The sequence below is a fragment of the Oscillatoria sp. FACHB-1406 genome, assembly GCF_014698145.1.
In the GTDB taxonomy this organism is placed as follows: domain Bacteria; phylum Cyanobacteriota; class Cyanobacteriia; order Cyanobacteriales; family Spirulinaceae; genus FACHB-1406.
This window is the reverse complement of record NZ_JACJSM010000032.1, coordinates 1-18,873: the sequence shown is the minus strand read 5'-3', so window position 1 is coordinate 18,873 and position 18,873 is coordinate 1. Positions and strand designations below refer to the sequence as shown.

At 49.9% G+C, this 18,873-nt stretch carries 19 protein-coding genes; 9 read left to right on the top strand and 10 right to left on the bottom strand.

What is annotated here, in order from left to right; translation table 11 throughout:
* Positions 1-6: 6 nt before the first annotated feature.
* Positions 7-954: an S-layer homology domain-containing protein gene (locus tag H6G50_RS22145; RefSeq protein WP_190721436.1), complete on the bottom strand. Its 948-nt coding sequence runs from the start codon at positions 952-954 to the stop codon at positions 7-9.
* A gap of 81 nt (positions 955-1,035) precedes the next feature.
* On the bottom strand, positions 1,036-1,449 hold the full coding sequence (locus H6G50_RS22140) for a universal stress protein (protein WP_190721434.1): 414 nt from the start codon (positions 1,447-1,449) through the stop codon (positions 1,036-1,038).
* Positions 1,450-1,610: 161 nt separating this feature from the next.
* On the opposite strand from H6G50_RS22140, the gene H6G50_RS22135 reads away from it, so the two are divergent.
* The 3 genes from H6G50_RS22135 (at position 1,611) to H6G50_RS22125 (ending at position 6,200) form a co-directional block, all read left to right on the top strand.
* Positions 1,611-2,816 carry a phosphoglycerate kinase gene (locus H6G50_RS22135; RefSeq protein ID WP_190721432.1) on the top strand — a complete coding sequence of 402 codons (1,206 nt, stop codon included), beginning with the start codon at positions 1,611-1,613 and terminating at the stop codon, positions 2,814-2,816.
* A 496-nt stretch (positions 2,817-3,312) separates the two neighbouring features.
* Positions 3,313-5,106: a PKD domain-containing protein gene (locus tag H6G50_RS22130; RefSeq protein ID WP_190721431.1), complete on the top strand. Its 1,794-nt coding sequence runs from the start codon at positions 3,313-3,315 to the stop codon at positions 5,104-5,106.
* A 317-nt stretch (positions 5,107-5,423) separates the two neighbouring features.
* On the top strand, positions 5,424-6,200 hold the full coding sequence (locus H6G50_RS22125; RefSeq protein ID WP_242032943.1) for a pathogenesis-related family 1 protein: 777 nt from the start codon (positions 5,424-5,426) through the stop codon (positions 6,198-6,200).
* Between the two features lie 111 nt (positions 6,201-6,311).
* Here H6G50_RS22125 and H6G50_RS22120 read toward each other — a convergent pair whose 3' ends face one another.
* Positions 6,312-6,698 (bottom strand): Fur family transcriptional regulator, encoded by a 387-nt coding sequence (locus tag H6G50_RS22120; RefSeq protein WP_190721429.1) that lies wholly within the window; start codon positions 6,696-6,698, stop codon positions 6,312-6,314.
* 149 nt (positions 6,699-6,847) lie between these two features.
* Between H6G50_RS22120 and purS the strand changes: the two genes are divergently transcribed.
* Together purS and purQ are read left to right on the top strand one after the other, a co-directional pair.
* A complete protein-coding gene (gene purS, locus H6G50_RS22115) occupies positions 6,848-7,123 on the top strand; it encodes a phosphoribosylformylglycinamidine synthase subunit PurS (RefSeq protein ID WP_190721427.1) in 276 nt (91 codons plus the stop codon).
* A gap of 4 nt (positions 7,124-7,127) precedes the next feature.
* The gene (gene purQ / locus H6G50_RS22110; protein ID WP_190721425.1) at positions 7,128-7,820 is read left to right on the top strand and encodes a phosphoribosylformylglycinamidine synthase subunit PurQ; all 693 of its coding nucleotides are present in this window, start codon (positions 7,128-7,130) and stop codon (positions 7,818-7,820) included.
* A 19-nt stretch (positions 7,821-7,839) separates the two neighbouring features.
* On the opposite strand, the gene H6G50_RS22105 is transcribed toward purQ, so the two are convergent.
* Both H6G50_RS22105 and H6G50_RS22100 read right to left on the bottom strand, forming a co-directional pair.
* Positions 7,840-8,784 (bottom strand): hypothetical protein, encoded by a 945-nt coding sequence (locus H6G50_RS22105; RefSeq protein WP_190721423.1) that lies wholly within the window; start codon positions 8,782-8,784, stop codon positions 7,840-7,842.
* A 168-nt stretch (positions 8,785-8,952) separates the two neighbouring features.
* Entirely contained in the window at positions 8,953-10,374 is a 1,422-nt protein-coding gene (locus H6G50_RS22100) for a nucleoside transporter C-terminal domain-containing protein (RefSeq protein WP_199303352.1), read from the bottom strand.
* 272 nt (positions 10,375-10,646) lie between these two features.
* Between H6G50_RS22100 and H6G50_RS22095 the strand changes: the two genes are divergently transcribed.
* From H6G50_RS22095 to H6G50_RS22085, 3 genes are all read left to right on the top strand, one after another.
* Positions 10,647-10,910, top strand: coding sequence for a hypothetical protein (locus H6G50_RS22095; RefSeq protein WP_190721421.1), 264 nt, complete (start codon positions 10,647-10,649; stop codon positions 10,908-10,910).
* A gap of 79 nt (positions 10,911-10,989) precedes the next feature.
* Positions 10,990-12,336: an acetyl-CoA carboxylase biotin carboxylase subunit gene (accC, locus tag H6G50_RS22090; protein ID WP_190721419.1), complete on the top strand. Its 1,347-nt coding sequence runs from the start codon at positions 10,990-10,992 to the stop codon at positions 12,334-12,336.
* 793 nt (positions 12,337-13,129) lie between these two features.
* A complete protein-coding gene (locus H6G50_RS22085) occupies positions 13,130-13,981 on the top strand; it encodes a site-specific DNA-methyltransferase (protein WP_190721417.1) in 852 nt (283 codons plus the stop codon).
* A gap of 164 nt (positions 13,982-14,145) precedes the next feature.
* Here H6G50_RS22085 and H6G50_RS22080 read toward each other — a convergent pair whose 3' ends face one another.
* The 5 genes from H6G50_RS22080 to ndhC form a co-directional block, all read right to left on the bottom strand.
* Positions 14,146-15,657, bottom strand: a complete 1,512-nt coding sequence (locus H6G50_RS22080; protein ID WP_347239980.1) for a helicase C-terminal domain-containing protein — start codon at positions 15,655-15,657, stop codon at positions 14,146-14,148.
* Positions 15,650-15,787: a hypothetical protein gene (locus tag H6G50_RS22075; protein WP_190721415.1), complete on the bottom strand. Its 138-nt coding sequence runs from the start codon at positions 15,785-15,787 to the stop codon at positions 15,650-15,652. The genes H6G50_RS22080 and H6G50_RS22075 overlap by 8 nt, the downstream gene beginning before the upstream one ends.
* A gap of 236 nt (positions 15,788-16,023) precedes the next feature.
* A complete protein-coding gene (locus tag H6G50_RS22070) occupies positions 16,024-16,476 on the bottom strand; it encodes an NAD(P)H-quinone oxidoreductase subunit J (RefSeq protein WP_242032946.1) in 453 nt (150 codons plus the stop codon).
* 43 nt (positions 16,477-16,519) lie between these two features.
* A complete protein-coding gene (locus tag H6G50_RS22065; RefSeq protein WP_199303350.1) occupies positions 16,520-17,266 on the bottom strand; it encodes an NADH dehydrogenase subunit K in 747 nt (248 codons plus the stop codon).
* The gene (gene ndhC / locus H6G50_RS22060; RefSeq protein WP_190721408.1) at positions 17,257-17,619 is read right to left on the bottom strand and encodes a photosynthetic/respiratory NAD(P)H-quinone oxidoreductase subunit C; all 363 of its coding nucleotides are present in this window, start codon (positions 17,617-17,619) and stop codon (positions 17,257-17,259) included. Before ndhC ends, H6G50_RS22065 begins: the two co-directional genes overlap by 10 nt.
* 225 nt (positions 17,620-17,844) lie before the next feature.
* Between ndhC and H6G50_RS22055 the strand changes: the two genes are divergently transcribed.
* Complete coding sequence (locus H6G50_RS22055; RefSeq protein ID WP_190721406.1) at positions 17,845-18,783, top strand: lipid kinase; 939 nt, start codon at positions 17,845-17,847, stop codon at positions 18,781-18,783.
* Positions 18,784-18,873: the final 90 nt, after the last annotated feature.

The following is an 18,873-nucleotide window of genomic DNA, read 5'->3' as shown; positions in this document are numbered from 1 at the left end:
ACCGGGCTATTTTGCGGGCGATCGCTCGACGACTTGGTAGAGCATCGCTGCAACATCCGCGCGCGTTGCCGGACGCTGGGGTTCGAGTAGTTGCGCCTTATCGGGTGGGTTAACAACTAACTCGGCAATGCTAGCCGAAGCAACACTGTTTGTCGCCCAAGCGGGAAGTTTATCGCGATCGGGATATTTCTCCAACACCTGTTTGGGATTGGGGGGCGGCTGAAGATCCAAACCCGCACTCAAGGCAACTAGGGCTTCCAGGCGGGGGATTTGCTGGGCGGGCTTGAAGATTTGTCCGGGATAACCCTTCATGAAACCTTTTTCAACCGCGAGATCGATATCGGGAGCCGCCCAAAACCCCGGTTCGATATCTTTGAATTGAATGGCTGGGCGACGAGTATTATCCGGCAAAACGTCGCGAACGATCGCGGCAAACTCGGCGCGCGTAATCGGGCGCTCTGGGCGAAAGGTTCCGTCAGTAAAACCCGCAACGATTCCGCGTTCGGCGAGCGCGATAATCGCATCGTGCGCCCAATGATTGGGGGGAACGTCCTTAAATTGAATTCCCGTGCTGGTTGTTTTGGATTCCACTCGAGCGGGCGCAACAGGAACGGGGACAAGGGGAGTGGGTGTCACACTCGGAGAGGGTACAACAACCGTTGTGCTGTCGGGAGTCGGGACGGTTTCGCGTCCCAATAAACGCGGGAGTAGCGGTTGTACGGTGGGGGCGGGCGTTCCTGAAACGATAGGAGATGGCGATGAGGGCGCTACTGGGGCGCTCGCAGGTGCGAATAGACCAGACAAGCCCTTAAGACCCCATTGGCTCTCTTTGTCACCTAAAATCCAAAAGAGAAGGGCTGCGATCGCGCTAAAAGCAACAATCGCTGCAATCCACTCATCATCTCGACGGCGATGTTGGGGGGGAGGGGGTTCGGGTGTTAATGGATTCGTCATGAGCGTTAATTAGTTATCGGTTATTCAGTTATCGGTAGCGAGCCTCAGCCATCTCAACCAAGGTTTGGTTCCTTACTCGGGTTAGGGGACAACCAAAACCGGACAGGGCGAGAGCGCGATCGTGCGATTGGTAACGCTTTCTGCCGCACCTTCTGCGGTCAAACCCGTACCCCTCGAACCCATAATAATCAAGTCCGCATCTAATTCGTCCGCGACATCGCAAATCGCAAACGAAGGCATTCCCTGGCGCTCGATCGCTTCGGCATTAATCCCTTTCTCTACCAACCAGGTTTTCGCCCCCTCGAGCAATTTTCCGACGGCTTCCTCAGAACTCATCGGATCGGTCGCACCGCCTTCTTCAGGTGCGGGCGGGGGTTCGACGACGGACAGCAGCACTAAGCGACTGCCGTATTTTTTCACGAGGTCGGCGGCAATTTCCAAAGCATGGCGGGATTCTTGACTGCGATCGATAGCAAATAAAACGGTCTCAAACATAATCTATAAGATCCTCGGTACGCGCGCTCCGGTACAATCGGCATGAGAGAATTGTTCTCGAGTAGAGTTAGTCGCGATCGGCATACATCTTGGCAAACAGCGGCACGCCGATCGAACTCTCTCAAACAAGACTTTAAGACGCAATTAGGAGGTTATATCCCGTGTCCAAGAAAACTTTAGCCAATTTATCAGAAAGCGACGTATCTGGAAAAAAAGTTTTAGTTCGAGTTGATTTTAACGTGCCGCTGGACGAACAGGGGAATATCACGGATGATACCCGGATTCGGGCTGCACTGCCGACGATTCAAGATTTAATTAAGAAGGGCGCAAAAGTCGTTCTCGCCAGCCACTTCGGTCGTCCCAAAGGGCAATTCAACGATAAATATAGCTTGAAACCCACTGCCCAGCGCCTTTCGGAACTTCTCGGTCAAGAAGTCAAAATGTGCGAAGACTGCGTTGGCGAAAAAGCATCTTCCGTTGTCGATAGCCTTGAAAACGGTCAAGTCGCCATGTTGGAAAACGTGCGTTTCTACGACGGAGAAGAAGCAAACGATCCTGAATTTGCCAAGCAATTGGCGGCTAATGCTGATGTCTACGTTAACGATGCCTTCGGAACGGCCCACCGCGCTCACGCTTCTACTGAAGGTGTAACCAAATCCTTAAGTCCTTGCGTAGCGGGTTACTTAATCGAAAAAGAACTTAACTACCTCCAAAACGCCGTAGACAATCCCCAACGTCCTTTGGCTGCCATTGTCGGCGGTTCTAAGGTTTCGAGCAAAATTGGGGTGATCGAAACGCTGCTCGATAAGTGCGATAAGCTCCTGCTGGGCGGCGGCATGATCTTTACGTTTTATAAAGCGCGCGGTCTCAATGTCGGTAAATCTTTAGTTGAAGAAGACAAACTGGAACTTGCTAAATCCTTAGAAGCGAAAGCGAAGGAAAAAGGCGTAGCTTTCCTGTTGCCGACGGATGTTGTCGTGGCTGATAACTTTGCCCCTGATGCGAACTCGCAGACCGTAAGCATCGAAGAAATTCCCGACGGCTGGATGGGCTTGGATATCGGCCCCGACTCGGTGAAAACCTTCCAAGATGCCCTGGCAGACTGCAAATGCGTCATCTGGAACGGTCCGATGGGCGTGTTCGAGTTCGATAAGTTTGCTGTCGGAACCGAAGCGATCGCGCATACCTTAGCCGAGCTTACCCCGAAAGGAACGATTACGATCATCGGCGGTGGCGACTCCGTGGCTGCGGTCGAAAAAGTCGGCGTAGCCGAGCAAATGAGCCATATTTCCACCGGCGGCGGCGCGAGCTTAGAATTGCTCGAAGGCAAAAAACTGCCTGGAATCGTTGCTTTGGATGATGCTTAGAGCGATCGCTTAGTTCGTGCGAGTTGGGAGGAAAACTCGAAATTTGAGCCTTTAAATTCAAGAAAAAGGCGTTCTATTTACAAAAGAATCCAGTTTCAAGCTCCCTCGAACTCCCGTTTAATTTAACTCCATCAAACAACCCGGTTTGTGTTGCCGCAAAGCTCGAATCCCCTCGAGTGCTGCCCCATGCAAGCCGGGTTTTTGATTTTCTTCTATAAATCCACGTCAAACCCGCGACGGAACATTCATCGCCTCATTCCCGTCTTTTCCCGTTGTACTTCTTTACGGAAATTTAGCAATAATATTCCGAAGTGCTTTGCGATCGCTACGGGTGCAGGGAGGGGCATTTTCAGTTTTTTTCAGGCCGGCGAACTCTCTTTCCGGATTAAACCTCAAAAAAAACTTAGAGAAACTCACATGATTGCTGAAATCAGCCAAGCGACCTTGGATCGTTAAACTCCCATTGTTAGTGAAAACAATTAGAACTTCAGATCCCATGAACGACTTGTGGAAATATTCATCTTCTTTACTGCTTGGAACAGCAGCCCTTAGCTTCGCCCTCCCCTTATCCCCCACTCGCGCCACCACTCTATCCGGCTATGTCACCACAGGCGCGGATATGGCTGGGATGAACATTACCGTCAATTTTTTTGATGGAACCTCCCAGAGTGCAATCTGGGGACGCACGGGCGGCGTTTCCGGTGGCGCTTCGGGAAATGGTTGGTCGCTGACCCAATCGGGGAATACCTACGGATCCTATGGCAACCCCTGGAATTTTAATGCTTGGTACGGCAGTGGCGTGGCAGCGTTGATTATCGATGCCATTCCCGGTAACACTCTATTTGATATCGTTCCCGGTATCTACGATTCCCGACAAACGCCCGGTTCGGCAGAAGGTTGGCCCTTTCAAGTCGTCGGCGGACGCGGGCCGAGTCGCTACGATTACTCGGTTCCCATCGATATCTCGCGCGGCGATTTATTCGGGCGATTATCGCTGTTTTGGGATAGCGCCTTCCAAGGCTATCTCGGTTTCTTAGCCGATGCGGATAACGGTACGGGGTGGGATCCGGTCAGGTCTCGAGATCCCGTTCCGCCGCCGCCTGCACCGCCTGCACCGCCGCCACCGCCCCCGGTTGCGCCGACGCTGATCGGGATTTATCCGTCTGCCAGCGTCATTTATGAAGGGCAAGGCGCTTCCATCTCGCTGGCGGCAGTGGATGGTAACGCAGACCCGCTTCATTTTTACCTCAATGGCGGTTATATCGGAACTGCTGGCAATACAAGCGGGACGCGCTGGCAGAGTACGAACCTCGGCCCGTTCTACGATGAGGGCGTTTGGACTTACACCGGACAAGTTCACGATCCTAGCGGTCTTTGGAGCAATGCGGCAACCTCAAGCATCACGGTTCTCAACGTTGCGCCGACGATTACCCAAATTACCCCAGATTTAGCGATCGATGAAGGTAATTGGTTCGGTTTTGGGGCGACAGCAACCGATCCTGGCATTTACGACCAATTGACCTATCGTTGGGATTTAAATCAAGATGGCGTTTACGATAATTTCATCGGGCAGTCGGGACAGCATACTTTTGCCAATCAAGGTAACTACCGCCTGAACTTGCAGGTCGATGATGGCGATGGGGGTTATGCTTACAATGGCTTTAATGTCAACGTTCGTAACGTTGCGCCGACGATTACCCAAATTACCCAAGATTTGACAATCGATGAAGGGAGTTGGTTTGGTTTTGGGGCGACAGCAACGGATCCGGGCATCTACGACCAATTGACCTATCGTTGGGATTTGAACCAGGATGGCGTTTACGATAATTTCACCGGGCAATCGGGACAGTATACTTTTGGCAATCAAGGTAACTACCGATTGGGATTGCAGGTGGATGACGGCGATGGCGGCTATGCTTATAATGGCTTCAATGTCAATATTCTCAATGTTGCCCCGACGATTACTCAAATTACCGATAATTTGCGACTGAGACGCAAGCAGTTATTCGATTTTTCGGGATTGGCAACCGATCCCGGTATTAATGATTTGCTTGCCTTTGATTGGGATTTCAGTGGTAAGGGTTTGTTTGATGATTTTACGGGTCAATCGGGACAGTGGTCGTTTGCGGATAAGGGCATTCATACTGTCACTCTGCGCGTTTCTGATGGCGATGGGGGCATAACTTATCGTTCCTTTACGGTAGAAACGGTTCCCGAACCCAGTTCGGCGTTAGGATTGCTGACTTTGGGTGTTGTGGGCGCAGCGGCGAGGAGAAAACGGAAGGTGTAGTAGAGTAGTAAAAACCGGGTTTTTCGGAACAGCCCGGTTTTGTAATTCATAGTTCGTAATTCGTAATTCGTAATTCGTAATTCGTAGTTCGTAATTCGTAGTTCGTAATTCGTAATTCGTAGTTCGTAATTCGTAATTCGTAATTCGTAGTTCGTAATTCGTAGTTCGTAATTCGTAATTCGTAGTTCGTGATTCGTGATTCACCATTCACCATTCATCATTCATCATTCATCATTCACCATTCACCATTCACCATTCACCATTCACCATTCACCATTCATCATTCATCATTCATCATTCATCATTCATAATTTAATATGATGTCTAAATTACGCTGGTTTGAAGCAATCTTAGCAAGTGCGTTGGTGGCTGCCTGCGCGCCCCAACTCGATGCAATTCCCGTTCGGCGTACTCCTACATCGTCTACCCCTCGCGTTACTGCTATGTCTCAACCTTCCATTCCCCTCGATGGCAAACCCGTTTACGTGCAGAAAAACGGTCAATGGCTCGAAGCGATTCTGATGGGATGGAGTTGGCGCAGCGATACGGGCGAGCGCTACAAAGTTCAGTATGTCGGGGATAATAGCACGGAGTCGGGGGTTGGGCGCGATCGCATCCGCACTCTCGCCCAAGCCCAAAGTGCGGGCGTTTCCACTAATGTCTACGATTTGTCTTCGCAGGCGGGAATCGACCAAATGGTATCCGCTCACAACCAATGGCGTGCGAAAGTTAAGGTTCCGCCGCTGCGTTGGTCCCCAGAACTGGCTGCTTATGCCCAAGAGTGGGCTAATAAACTGCTTGCAGAAGATAAGTTCGAGCATCGTCCCGACGGGCGCTATGGCGAAAATCTCGCTTCTGCTAGCGGGCAGCAATTGAGTCCCGCCCGCGTGGTGGATATGTGGGGTAACGAGGTGCGCGATTATAACTATGCTAGAAATAGTTGCGCTCCGGGTAAAATGTGCGGTCACTATACGCAAGTGGTTTGGCGCAAGACAACGGAAGTTGGCTGCGGGATAGCCCGAGACAGTAATAGAGAAATCTGGGTTTGTAATTACAATCCGCCGGGAAATTTTGTCGGTCAGAAGCCGTATTAATGGCTAGAAAAATTCGACTTTAATATTGAGTAGTAGAGACGTTGTATACAACGTCTCTACAGGCGATTTAGGGTTTATTGATTTCTGTGCCATTCAATATTCTATTCACTCTTACCCTAATGAAGGGTTATGGCAGCGATCGCACAATCCGAAAAACTCTAAGGTGTGATAGTAAACTTTAAAGTTATGAGACTCTTGGAGTTGGCGTTCTAATTCGCGCACGGGGCAGCAGTCGAGAGGGAGCGATCGCCCGCAGTTTACGCAAGTGACGTGATGCTGGTCTTTTTTGGCGCAACTGTAGAGCGATTCGCCATTGGCTAGCGTCCGCACTTGCACTAATCCTCCGAGTTTGAGTGCTTCGAGGGAACGATACACCGTTGCCAGTCCCAATCCTTGCCGAGCAGTACGCAGTTCGAGATAAAGTTCTTGTGCGGAAATTTCTCGATTGAGGCGATCGAGGAAGCTTAAAATTTTTTCCTGGGAACGGGTTCGTCTCATTTCAGTTATCAGCTATCAGTCATGAGTCATTGTTGAGGACTGCTGTATCGATCGCACTCAACTTAATTTTAGAGCGGTCTGCTCGATCGCGCCGTACAATTGAAGCGATAATGTTCGCGACGATGGCGTTTTTTGAGTTAAGCGACAAGATGAATTGCAAATTTCACGCTCGTATCTATGTTACCCTTAGACCTTCCGTTCTCGACCCGGCTGGAGTTGCGGTTGCATCCGGCCTTCAACAGATGGGTTATGAAGGCGTTGAAGGGGTGAGAATTGGCAAGTATGTAGAGTTAAACCTGACGGCACGCGATCGCGCTGATGCTGAATCCCAACTCGATACCATTTGCGATCGCCTCCTCGCGAATACCGTCATTGAGAATTATTGCTTTGAGTTGACAGAATTGCCAGTTAGTGAAGCGGTGTAAAACGATGAAATTTGGAATTATTGTGTTTCCGGGATCGAATTGCGATCGCGATATGGCTCATGTTACCCGCGATTTGCTCGGGCAACCAACGCGCATGGTGTGGCATCAGGAGACAGATTTAAGCGACATCGACGTTATTATTTTGCCGGGAGGGTTCAGTTACGGGGATTATTTACGCTGCGGCGCGATCGCGCGTTTTTCCCCGATCGTGAATAGCGTTCTCGAGCAAGCGCGCCAAGGCAAGTATATTCTCGGCATTTGCAACGGCTTCCAAATTTTAACCGAAGTCGGACTGCTGCCCGGAGCCTTAATTCGCAACCGCGACCTCCATTTTATCTGCGATCGCGTCCCCCTGCGCGTCGAACGCAACGATCTGCCCTGGACGCAACAATACGCCACCAACGAGATTATCTCGCTTCCTCTCGCCCACGGCGAAGGACGCTACTACGCCGACAGCGACACTCTCAAAACCTTGGAAGATAACGGACAAGTTCTCTTACGTTACTGTAGCGCCAGCGGCGAAATCGACGAAGCAAGCAACCCCAACGGTTCCCTGGATAACATCGCCGGAATTGCCAGCCCAGACGGGAAAATTGTCGGCATGATGCCCCATCCCGAACGCGCCGCCGATCCGATTTTGCGGGCAACGGATGGAATTAAACTGTTTGAAGGATTGTTAGCTGGCGCGAGGGTTTAAATCTGGATCGAGAGCGATTCTAACGCTCGACGGATTCAAGCGTTGGGGCAACTGTTGCTAGCACTGACTCGACTTGTCCTTTTGCCGTTTCCGTTGCCGCAATTAATAAAATCAAAACCTTTCCCGGAACTTGACGCGCCAAAATTAAGCCACTTAGCGCTTGCTGGTTCGTATCTTGCATTAAAGTACCTTTCCAAGGAATGCGCGTGCCGCCAATGGTGGATTCAAACTTATCGGCAACAAATCCCTCGCCTCGAGCGAAGGTGTCGATCGCGATTTGAGCGAGTGAGGCGGGTGTCAGCGGGCTATCGACTGCTCTTTGTCTGGCCGTAACAGTATAGGCTAAATTTCCATCCGGCGACGCGATCGCGGTAACGCCTCCTAGGGAAACCGCTTTATAGCCTTCTAATATGCCCAAGCGGTAGCCCATTGTCGTATCTGTATAAGGAACATCGGCTAGGGGAAGTCTCGGTAGGGCGGGAGACTCAACAGCAGGCGTTGAGGGCGACAGTTGAGGGGTAGGATTAACGGTTGGCGTTGGCGAGGGTGAAGGAGAGGGAGTGGTTTTAGGAGATGGCGTTGCTGTTGGCGAGGGTGAAGGAGAGGGAGTGGTTTTAGGAGATGGCGTTGCTGTTGGCGAGGGTGAAGGAGAGGGAGTGCTTTTCGGAGATGGCGAGGGCGAGGGCGAAGGAGAGGGCTTAGGGGGAACTGTCGCTGCTGGCGAGGGCGAGGGCGAAGGAGAAGGCGTGGGTTTAGAAACTGCCTTTGGGGAAGGGGGCGCTTCGGATAAGTCGTCGGGCGCTTCCGGTAATTCGGGGGAGGGAGGGAGTTGTTGGGCTTGTACGGCGGCGGTTTCGGGGTTTAATACTTGAAAAACAGCGGGCGCGACAAATTCGCTGAAGATGATAATGCCTATGGCTGCCGTTATTGATAGCGCGATCGCACTTATCCAGTTCTTTTTCAATTCACTTATCCCCTATTGAATGATTAGTGCTGTCTATCCTACAGAATATCGGTAGAGACGTTGTATACAACGTCTCTACCTGCCATCTTTTTCTTGTTTCAGTTCTATTCATTGACAATTGACGATTAAAATCAAAACTTTCGACAATTCAAAATCAATGCTTCATAATTAACTAAAAATTCCTACGATACAGCCTGTCATTAAGGTGGCTAAAGTAGCAGCCCAGAGTGCTTTAAAACCCACAGCAGCTATTTCGCTACGTCGTTCTGGGACTAATGCAGCGATTCCGCCGACAAAGATACCGAAGCCAGCGAGGTGGGCAAAACCGCGTAGAACGTAGGTGACAATTAGTAAGGCGCGATCGCTCATTTCTCCGGCTGCTTGCAGTTGAACTAAGCTTTGGTAGGGTGGGAAGCTAGTTTCAATTAATCTGCGACCAATTAAAAGAGAAGAATTCCACAACTCCTGCCATTCTAAAGAAATTCCAGTCAGGAAAGCCAACGGTAAAAATAGCATTCCTAGAAGATTACTTAAAGGATTGGATAAAAACTGCACGAAGAGCGAATCGGACTGAAGATCGGCTCCAATAACAGTAATTAACCAACTTGAAAGTCCCCTCAATCCTAAATCGAAAAGCTTAATAATTCCTAGGATGGCAATGACAACTGCCACAATTCCTAGCACGACTTTTAAACCCTCGATCGCGCCGATAACGAAACGAGCGATTGCGCCGTTCGGTTCTTCGCGTTCCCCCTCAATAAACTCAGAAATATCGCCCATTGTTTCCGGGATTTCAGTCTCGGGAACCAGAAGTTTGGAGATAACGAAACAGGCAGGGATGGTGAGGAAGGAAGCCGCAACGAAATGCCCGAAAATGTCGGGAAAAGTGGGACGGAGTAACCCGATGTAAAGCCAAAAGACGGGAGCGCCGAGAGAGCCAAAACAACTGGCGAGAACGGCACACAGTTCGCTGCGCGTCATGCCGAGTAAAAACGGTTTAACCGCGATCGCGGACTCAATTCCGACGAAAAGACTGGCTGCGCCCGCTAGCGATTCCGCACCGCTCAAATTCATCGCGCGCTGAAAAATCCAAGCAAAAATCCGCACCACGGGCTGAATTAAATTTAAACCATACAGCAAACTGACCAGCGCCGACCAGAAAACGATCGCGGGGAAATTGCGAAAGGCAAAAATCGAACTAAGATTAGAGGGCTGGAAACTCGCGTTCGCGCCAAGCTCGGTTTGCTCGCCGGAAATCATTGCATCGGGGCTGCCCAGCGCTCCCGCAATCCAGCGCGCCGCCGCTCCAGGATCGGGAACCTGCGCCGGTTCTGGGGCAGATCCGGAGCCAAACAAAAAGCCCGTTCCCGCTCCCGAGGCTTGAAAAACGTTATCCAACCAATGGTTCGAGCCTTCCACCCCTCTCACACCCAGAATAAAAAAGATAACCCCAGCGAGCAATTGCAAGCCAATCCCCACCGCCAGCGTTTTCCAGGGAACAATGCGCCGTTCCTCCGAACCCAGCCACGCGATCGCGCAAAGGGCAAAAATTCCGAACAAAGAAATGAGATTGAGCGTAGGATTCACCATGCTAGTACCGCTCTTGTAGAATTCACAACTCGAAATTCAACAGCGCGAACGAGATCGGACGAGGTTTTTAATGGAAAGCGGCTCCGTCGCTATCCCTGACCCCAAAAATGCCACAATAGAAAGCATTTCGCTCGCTAATCTCCTGCTGCCTTTGTTCAAGACAATACCCGAAAATGGGACAGTTGCCTACCGCTATACTATTGCTTCCCCTCGCAGAGGATAATAGTTAAATCCTTGCGGGCTGAAACCTGTCACTCGCCCCCTATATTTTAATGGACGCTTTTAACCCCACTCCCCCCGAATGGACGCAGACTGCTACTCATTCTCTGGGCTTTTGCTGTCCCACTTGCAATAATTCCGCCTATAAAGCGCGCCGAGTTTGGATCAATCGTCGCGCGCCGGTGATGAACGAAGATTATCAGCGGAAATGGCAGGAATTCTACGAATGCGAGTGCGGAGTGGCTTGGTGGGCTTGGAGTAGCGATCGCCCGCCTTCTACTCTCCAAAAACGAGAAGAAGAAATGGATAATGGATAAGACCAAGGTCACGCAGTTATCAATTATCTACTACGTTATCCATTATCCATTGTCAATTATCAATTATCTACTACGTCCGATGCAGTTTTCAAAAATATTAATTGCCAATCGAGGGGAAATCGCGCTGCGCATTATACGCACCTGCGAAGAAATGGGGATTGCAACCGTTGCCGTTCATTCCACCGTCGATCGCCACGCCCTCCACGTTCAACTCGCCGATGAGAGCGTTTGCATCGGACAACCGCCTAGCAGTAAGAGTTACCTCAATATTCCCAATATTATTTCGGCGGCACTCACGACCAATGCAACAGCCATTCATCCCGGTTACGGATTTTTAGCAGAAAATGCTCGTTTTGCTGAAATTTGCGCCGATCATAAAATTGCATTTATCGGGCCGAGTCCCGAAGCAATGTTGGCGATGGGGGATAAATCCACAGCCAAGAAAAACATGATGGAAGCGGGCGTTCCCACGCTTCCCGGTAGTAATGGCTTGCTGGCGGACGAACGCGAAGCCGAAGCAGTCGCGGCAAGAATTGGCTATCCCGTCATCCTCAAAGCCACCGCAGGCGGCGGCGGGCGAGGAATGCGACTCGTGCGCGAAGAAAGTGAGTTAGCACGGGCGTTTCAAGCCGCTCAAGGCGAAGCGGAAGCAGCTTTCGGCAATGCAGGGGTTTATTTAGAAAAGTTCATCGAACGTCCGCGCCACATTGAGTTTCAAGTTCTTGCCGATCGCTACGGTAACACCATTCACTTAGGCGAACGGGATTGTTCGATTCAGCGCCGCCACCAAAAATTGCTCGAAGAAGCCCCCAGCCCAATTTTATCGCCAGAACTGCGCCGCGAGATGGGCGAAGCCGCCGTGCGCGCCGCCCAAGCGATTGGGTATGTGGGCGTGGGAACGGTAGAATTTCTCCTGGATGATTCGGGGAGTTTCTGTTTTATGGAGATGAATACACGCATTCAGGTGGAACATCCGGTGACAGAAATGATTACCGGACTCGATTTAATCGCCGAACAAATTCGCGTGGCTTGCGGCGAAAAGTTGCGCCTCACTCAAGAGGACGTGAAATTGAGGGGACACGCGATCGAATGTCGAATTAATGCCGAAGATCCCGATCGCAATTTCCGCCCCCATCCCGGCAGAATTAGCGGCTATCTCCCTCCCGGTGGCCCCGGCGTTCGTATGGATTCTCATGTTTACACCGATTACGAAATTCCAGCTTATTACGATTCTTTGATCGGGAAATTGATTGTTTGGGGGCCCAATCGCGATGCGGCTATTAAACGCATGAAACGCGCCTTACGCGAGTGCGCCATTACCGGCGTTCCAACAACCATCGGCTTCCATCAGCGCATCCTCGAAACGGCTGCGTTTCAAAAGGGAGAAGTTTACACGAACTTTATTGCAGAACATATGATGCCTTAAAGTCCCAATCGATAAACACTCGATAGTAGGGTGCGTCAAGCTTTAATTGATGCCTTAGAAAAATGAGATGATGCTTTGGATAGGTTGCCGCGTCCAAATCTATTACACTATTTTAAACTTGACGCGCCAGTAGTGGATTGTTTCAGCTAAAACTGTGCGATAGGTTTCTCGCTCTATTGCTTACTCAATCGAGGTTTCGAGAGTTTTTCTAAAGCCTCATTTAAGCTGAAACAATCCAGTAGGGTGCGTTAGCGACAGCGTAACGCACCATTATTTTAATCCAAACTTCTAAGTTCCGCACCAATTAGGGCAGAGCAATGCTCATTAGCGTCAACTTAAGGTGAAACACTTAGCCCGCCAAGAACTCAAGTTCTTTGCTAATAGCTGAAACCCGTTGAAACGGGTTGGATACATCTGAATTTCCCAGTCCTATAAATGAGGACTTGAGCTATTAGCCTTGGGTTTGAACCCAAGGCGGTCTGTGCGAGCAGGTTTAAGCTTAAGTTGACACCAATGAGCAATGCTCTGTCCCTACCGATGAAATTGAGTGCATCAGGACTGGGAATTGGTATAACTAAACATCCCTATTAAATTTGGCATTCATTGATTATATAGCAGTTTTCACGTGGATGAGGTACACCCAGCGGGCGAATACCATTTGCCCCTACGGAGCGGCGTTTAATTTCGAGGCGACCTCGAAATCCGCGCCCCTACCGATTTGATTTTTGGAACTGTACCTCACGCAAACAAAAAACGCTATATTTTAACCCTTTCATTAGCAAACTCTCGCATCATGCTTGTTACCCATACTGAAGATTATAAAATCATTCAAGCCGATGCAACTCAAGTCATCGAACCGTCAATCTTGGGTTCTGAAATTGACTTAACTTTTCTCGATCCGCCGTTCAATCAAAATAAAGAATATAGCTTCCACAAAGACGATTTGCCCGATCGCGATTACTGGCAAATGATGGGGCTTATGTGCCAACATCTTTTTGAAGTCACTTCAGAGGGTGGGGCGATTTATTTCATGCAACGCGAAAAAAACTCGGAACAAGTCTTAAAAACTTTACGAGAAACAGGTTGGACATTTCAAAATTTAATTGTGTGGAAAAAGAAAACCTCGGCGGTTCCTTCAGCCTATCGTTATAGCAAGCAATACCAAATTCTTGGGTTTGCAACGAAAGGTCGAAAGCCTAGAGTTTTCCATCGTCTTCGCATCGATCCGCCCTTACTACCCGAGTATAAATACGAACGTAAAAATGGTCTTTATGTAACAGATGTTTGGGACGATATTCGAGAACTTACATCGGGGTATTTTGCGGGCGACGAGGCAATCCGAACGCCAGACGGCAAACGCTTTCACAAACAGCAAGCCCCGCTATCTCTTTTGGTGAGAATTATTCTTTGTTCGTCAAATCCGGGTGATGTTGTTCTCGATCCTTTTTCGGGAACTGGAACTACGGCAGTTGTGGCAAATCAGCTAAATCGTCGCTCGATTTCTGTTGAAATTTCACCGGAAAATGTTGCTTGTGTTCAAGAGAGATTAACGAGACTTAGAAAAGCCGATAATATTCATAAATATTACGGTGAATATCGTTGCACGGAAAATATCGAGCAAATTTGGGGAACTGTCGCTAAATAAAGAATAATGATGAATTGAATGACACTAATTTAAGGCGGGTGGGCGCTGCCTACCCTACGAAATATCAACGATCTGGGCAATTTTTTCAACTCTTATTTCAGTTAAGGTAATGGTGCGTTACGCTTCGCTAACGCACCCTACTTTTGATTCTGAAAATAGCGATTCTAAATATTATCGAACCAAGCGCGATCGATGTAGTTAATGCGCGCGAGGGGTTCGAGGGCAGCGAGGATTTGTCTGCCGTAGCTGCGATGGTTGACGCGGTTATCGAGGAGGGCGACGATTCCCTGGGATTCGCGTAGGGGAACGACGGCACGCTGGAGTTCGCGCAGGGCAGTGGGGAGGAGGTAGTAGCGGAACCAGTCTTGATGTTTGCGTTTGTGGTAGGCGACGCGGGCGGCGACGAGGGGGTTTTCGAGGGAGGGAAAGGGTAAGGTCGCGATGATGAGGAGGTGGGGGGTAGGAAGTAGGTTTTGGTGCGATCGCCAGAATTCCCAACCGCTGACTAAAATACCGTTAGCGGGTATATTGGGTTTTTCGACTTGGACGAGGGAACCGAATTCGGCTGCAAGTGCTGTACCAACTTGGGCTTGCAGGGGAACGTCTTCGATTAAAATCGCGATCGCTTGGGTACGATCTAACCCGATCCTTGACAAAAGCAGCGTTTGCTGCATTAAAACCGTTCTGAATTCCGGCGTGTTGGGTAGGGGTAAGCGATCGGGCAGATACAAGCGAATATGTTCGTTTTGGCGGTTAGGAGAGAATTTAAGGCAGGTTAGCTCGCCTAAACCCAGTTGGGCGCGGTAAATCGGGGCAGTGGCTTCTGAGTCGAGAAAGCCGCCGATGAAAACGACGGGTTGTTTGTCCCAAATCGGTTGTAGGGCGCTGGATACGTCGATGGGGGTGCTGTGGAGGGTGAATTGACCGCGATCGCGATCGATCGCAACCCAAAGCGATCGCGTCTTTTCCTTGCCGATCGCTTCAGCGAAAGCACCCCAAGGAGAATCCGACGGTATTAAGCCTAATTCCTCGAACAATGCGCTTAAAATCGCCCGATCGGAAGCATCCAGCAAATAGCATTCGTAGGGATTTTTAGGGCGGGAAAAGAAGGATTTCGTAAGTTTGACGCGGGCGTTGCGAATTGCTTCGTCTTGCGAGGAAAAAGACAGCATCAAAGCATCCCAATCTTCGGGGCGCAAGCGATGAGTCAAACAGGATCGCGCCCACTCTTCTAAGTCGTCGGCGGGATCGATGAGGGTGGGAATGTCGGGAGGAAAATGGTCGTTGTTTTCGAGGCGAGAGTGCAACCAACTTTCCGGCGATGTTATCAATATTCCTTGAAAACCTTCCGGGAAGCGATCGCCGCTCTCAATTTCTTTAGTCGTGTTAAGGTGGGTTTGCAGTTGCGGGATTAACGTTTGCAGCAACTCTTCACCAACCGCAAGCGGCGCAACCAGAATAACGGCGCGATCGCAAAGCAGCGCTGAAGTTAAGTAACTTAGCCCATACTTAAATCGAGGACTCCCGGTTTGAATTAAGGCAGAACGCCCCAACTGCAAAGCCCGTGCGACTAACCGCGCCATCGTTAAATGATGCGGCCACTCCGAAAGTTTCCCGCGATCGCGCAGAAAATCTTTTAAAGCGGCATGAACTCTAGAAATATAGCTGCTATGCACTGTTGCCGATTGTCGAGGGAGTGGGTGTTGCTTTTAGCTTAAAGCTTTCCGCAGCAGCATGGGGGAGCAAACCGTTTGCGCGATCGCGCTCTGCGCCTCGCACCTCAACCTCCCCAGGCATTTCTTGCATTGCAGTTCGTTCAAAAGTTATTTTTGCACCCCAAAGCTCGGAGGTGAATAATTGACAATGGATAATGGATAATGGACAACGTTTCTAGCATGATGGGTTGAGTATTCCCCTTAAAAAGGGGAAAAATAGACAGCGATCGAGCATAATAGCCCAACAATGGAGATCGAGAGCTAGATGCGGCAATCGCAGTCTATACTGTTCTCAAACACAGGAGTAAGCTTCAAGTTGAGGACAGTTTAATACGCATCCTGAATTTCGTAAAAATCGGGCGAAATATAATCCTTTCGCAGCGGCCAACCCACCCAATCTTCCGGCATTAACAAGCGCTTCAAATTCGGATGACCCTCGTAAACGATACCGTACATATCGTAGCTTTCCCGTTCTTGCCAATCCGCTGCCCGCCAAATCCAATAAGTGGAAGGTACTCGCGGATTGTCGCGCGGCAAGAAAACCTTCACTCGCACTTCTTCCGGGCGGTCTGCATTATCGCTAACCTTGGTTAAGTGGTAAAAACTGACCAAAGATTTACCCGGGCCTTCATCGTAACCGCCTTGACATTGGAGATAATTAAACCCATAGGCATACAGTGCGGTTGCGACGGGCAACAGAAAGTCTGCATCGACTTTAATCATCTCTACGCCGAGATGGTCGGGTTCCAACGATTCCACCCCAAAACCATTCTCGCTCAACCAAGAAGCCGTTTTACCGGGTGCGACTAATTGAGATGTTTCTTCAGCCACGGTTGACCTCCTCCTTCACTTCTACCGCTTCTAATGCGGGCATCGGCATTCCATACGCTTCTGCGAGTTCCTTCGGCGGCGCTTGGCGCGTTGGCGACTTGAGATACTCGCCAGTGAGAATCGGGGGAACGGCTTTCATGTTGTGAGTCGTGCTGTGGAAGCGGTGCGTCTGAGCTTGAAGCTTGCCGCGTTCTTGGATGCACTCGTTAGAAACTTTTTTCCGCAGTTTGACAATTGCGTCCATAATCGCTTCTGGACGCGGCGGACAGCCGGGAATGTAGACATCGACGGGGATGAGTTTGTCTACACCGCGCACTGCCGAGGGAGAATCGACGCTGAACATCCCGCCGGTAATCGTACAAGCACCCATTGCGATGACGTACTTCGGTTCGGGCATTTCTTCGTAAAGGCGAATGAGAGCCGGAGCCATTTTCATGGTAATCGTCCCAGCCGTAACAATTAAGTCAGCTTGGCGGGGACTGCAACGCGGCACCAGACCGAAACGGTCGAAGTCGAAGCGGGGGCCGATCATAGCGGCAAATTCGATGAAGCAGCAGGCCGTACCGTACATCATCGGCCACAGGCTTGACAATCGCGCCCAGTTGTGCAGGTCATCTACGGTCGTAAGAATGACGTTTTCGGATAAGTCCTGGGTAACTTGGTTGCGCGCGATCGGGTTGAGAATTTTTTCAGTTTGTTGTTTTTGGATATCGGCAAGAGAATTGGGGTTCATGACCATTCAAGCGCTCCTTTTCGCCAAGCGTAGACTAGGGCAACAATTAGAATTGCAATAAAGATGAGGGCTTCGATAAAAGCGAGAAGTCCCAGTTGACTGAAGGCAACAGCCCAAGGGTATAAAAATACGGTTTCTACGTCGAAGACGACAAAAACCAGGGCGAACATATAGTAGCGTATGTTGAATTGAATCCAAGCTCCCCCAATGGGTTCCATACCGGATTCGTAGGTTGTTACTCGTTCGGGACCGCTGCCTTTGGGTCGCACCAACCAAGATGCGCCGAGGGCGAGAATGGGGACGGAGCTAGCCAGGAGCAAAAATCCAAGAAAATATTCGTAACCGCTTAGGGCAAACACTAGGGTTCTGTTCCGTTTCTCTAATAAAGGACTGAAAAGGACTGAAGTAGGCACTTCTCAACAATTGTTCATTATAGGGCGTTTGGGGAGTGCGTTTCATTGAGGGTCGCGATCGCGGATATAGGCCCGGGTGATGGAGCGAGTTTGAGGTTCTCAATTCCAGCATTGTTTAGCTAAATATTCATTTTCACGAATAATAGTAATTAGTGGCTCAAAACTACTTGCATGACGGAACCTAAACGAGCGTTACTTTTGATCAATCCTCACGCGCGCCAAAACCATAAGGATACTTCTGGGAAGGGCAAAGGGGGGCGAAAAGCGTGCATTCGTCAGTTACAGGCGATGGGGTTTTCTGTCGTCGAGCCCCTGCGCGAACAATCGTCGGACAAACACGAACAGGACTATTCAGAACTGATTCGCCAGTATCGGCACGAAGTCGATTTGGTCATTGTCGGGGGCGGGGATGGTACGCTCAATAGTGCGATCGCGGGTTTAATCGATACCCAACTTCCCCTCGGCATTTTGCCCCTCGGAACGGCGAACGATTTGGCGCGTACCCTCGAAATCCCGAATAATATCGAGACGGCTTGTCAGATTATTGCGGCAAACTGTACCCGACGCATTGATGTTGGCGTTGTCAACGGTCAGTATTTTTTCAATGTCGCGAGTCTGGGGTTGAGCGTTAAGATTACCAAGCAACTCTCGAAGGACGCTAAACGACGCTGGGGCGCGCTTGCCTATGCTTTGACTGCTTTTAAGGTTATCGCGCGATCGCGACCCTTCCATGCCCAAATTCACTGCAATGATGAAACTTATTCAGTCAAAACCCTGCAAATCGCTGTCGGCAACGGTCGTTATTTCGGCGGCGGATTGAGCATTGTTGAAGATGCAAGTATCTCCGATCGCCGTTTGGATTTATGTAGTATTGAAGTCGAACATTGGTGGCAAACGCTTGCGATTCTGCCCGCTTTATGGAAAGGGCAAACCCTCAATCCTAAATGGATGCGTCGCCTTGAAGGGCAGCACATTGAAATCCATACGCGCAAGCATCGGCACATTAATACCGACGGCGAAATTACGACTCGCACTCCCGCTCAATTTAAGGTCGTTCCGGAAGCGATTAACGTCTTTGTCCCGCTCCCAGCTATAATTCGTAATTCGTAATTCGTAATTCGTAATTCGTAATTCGTAATTCGTAATTCGTAATTCGTAATTCGTAATTCGTAATTCGTAATTCGTAATTCGTAATTCGTA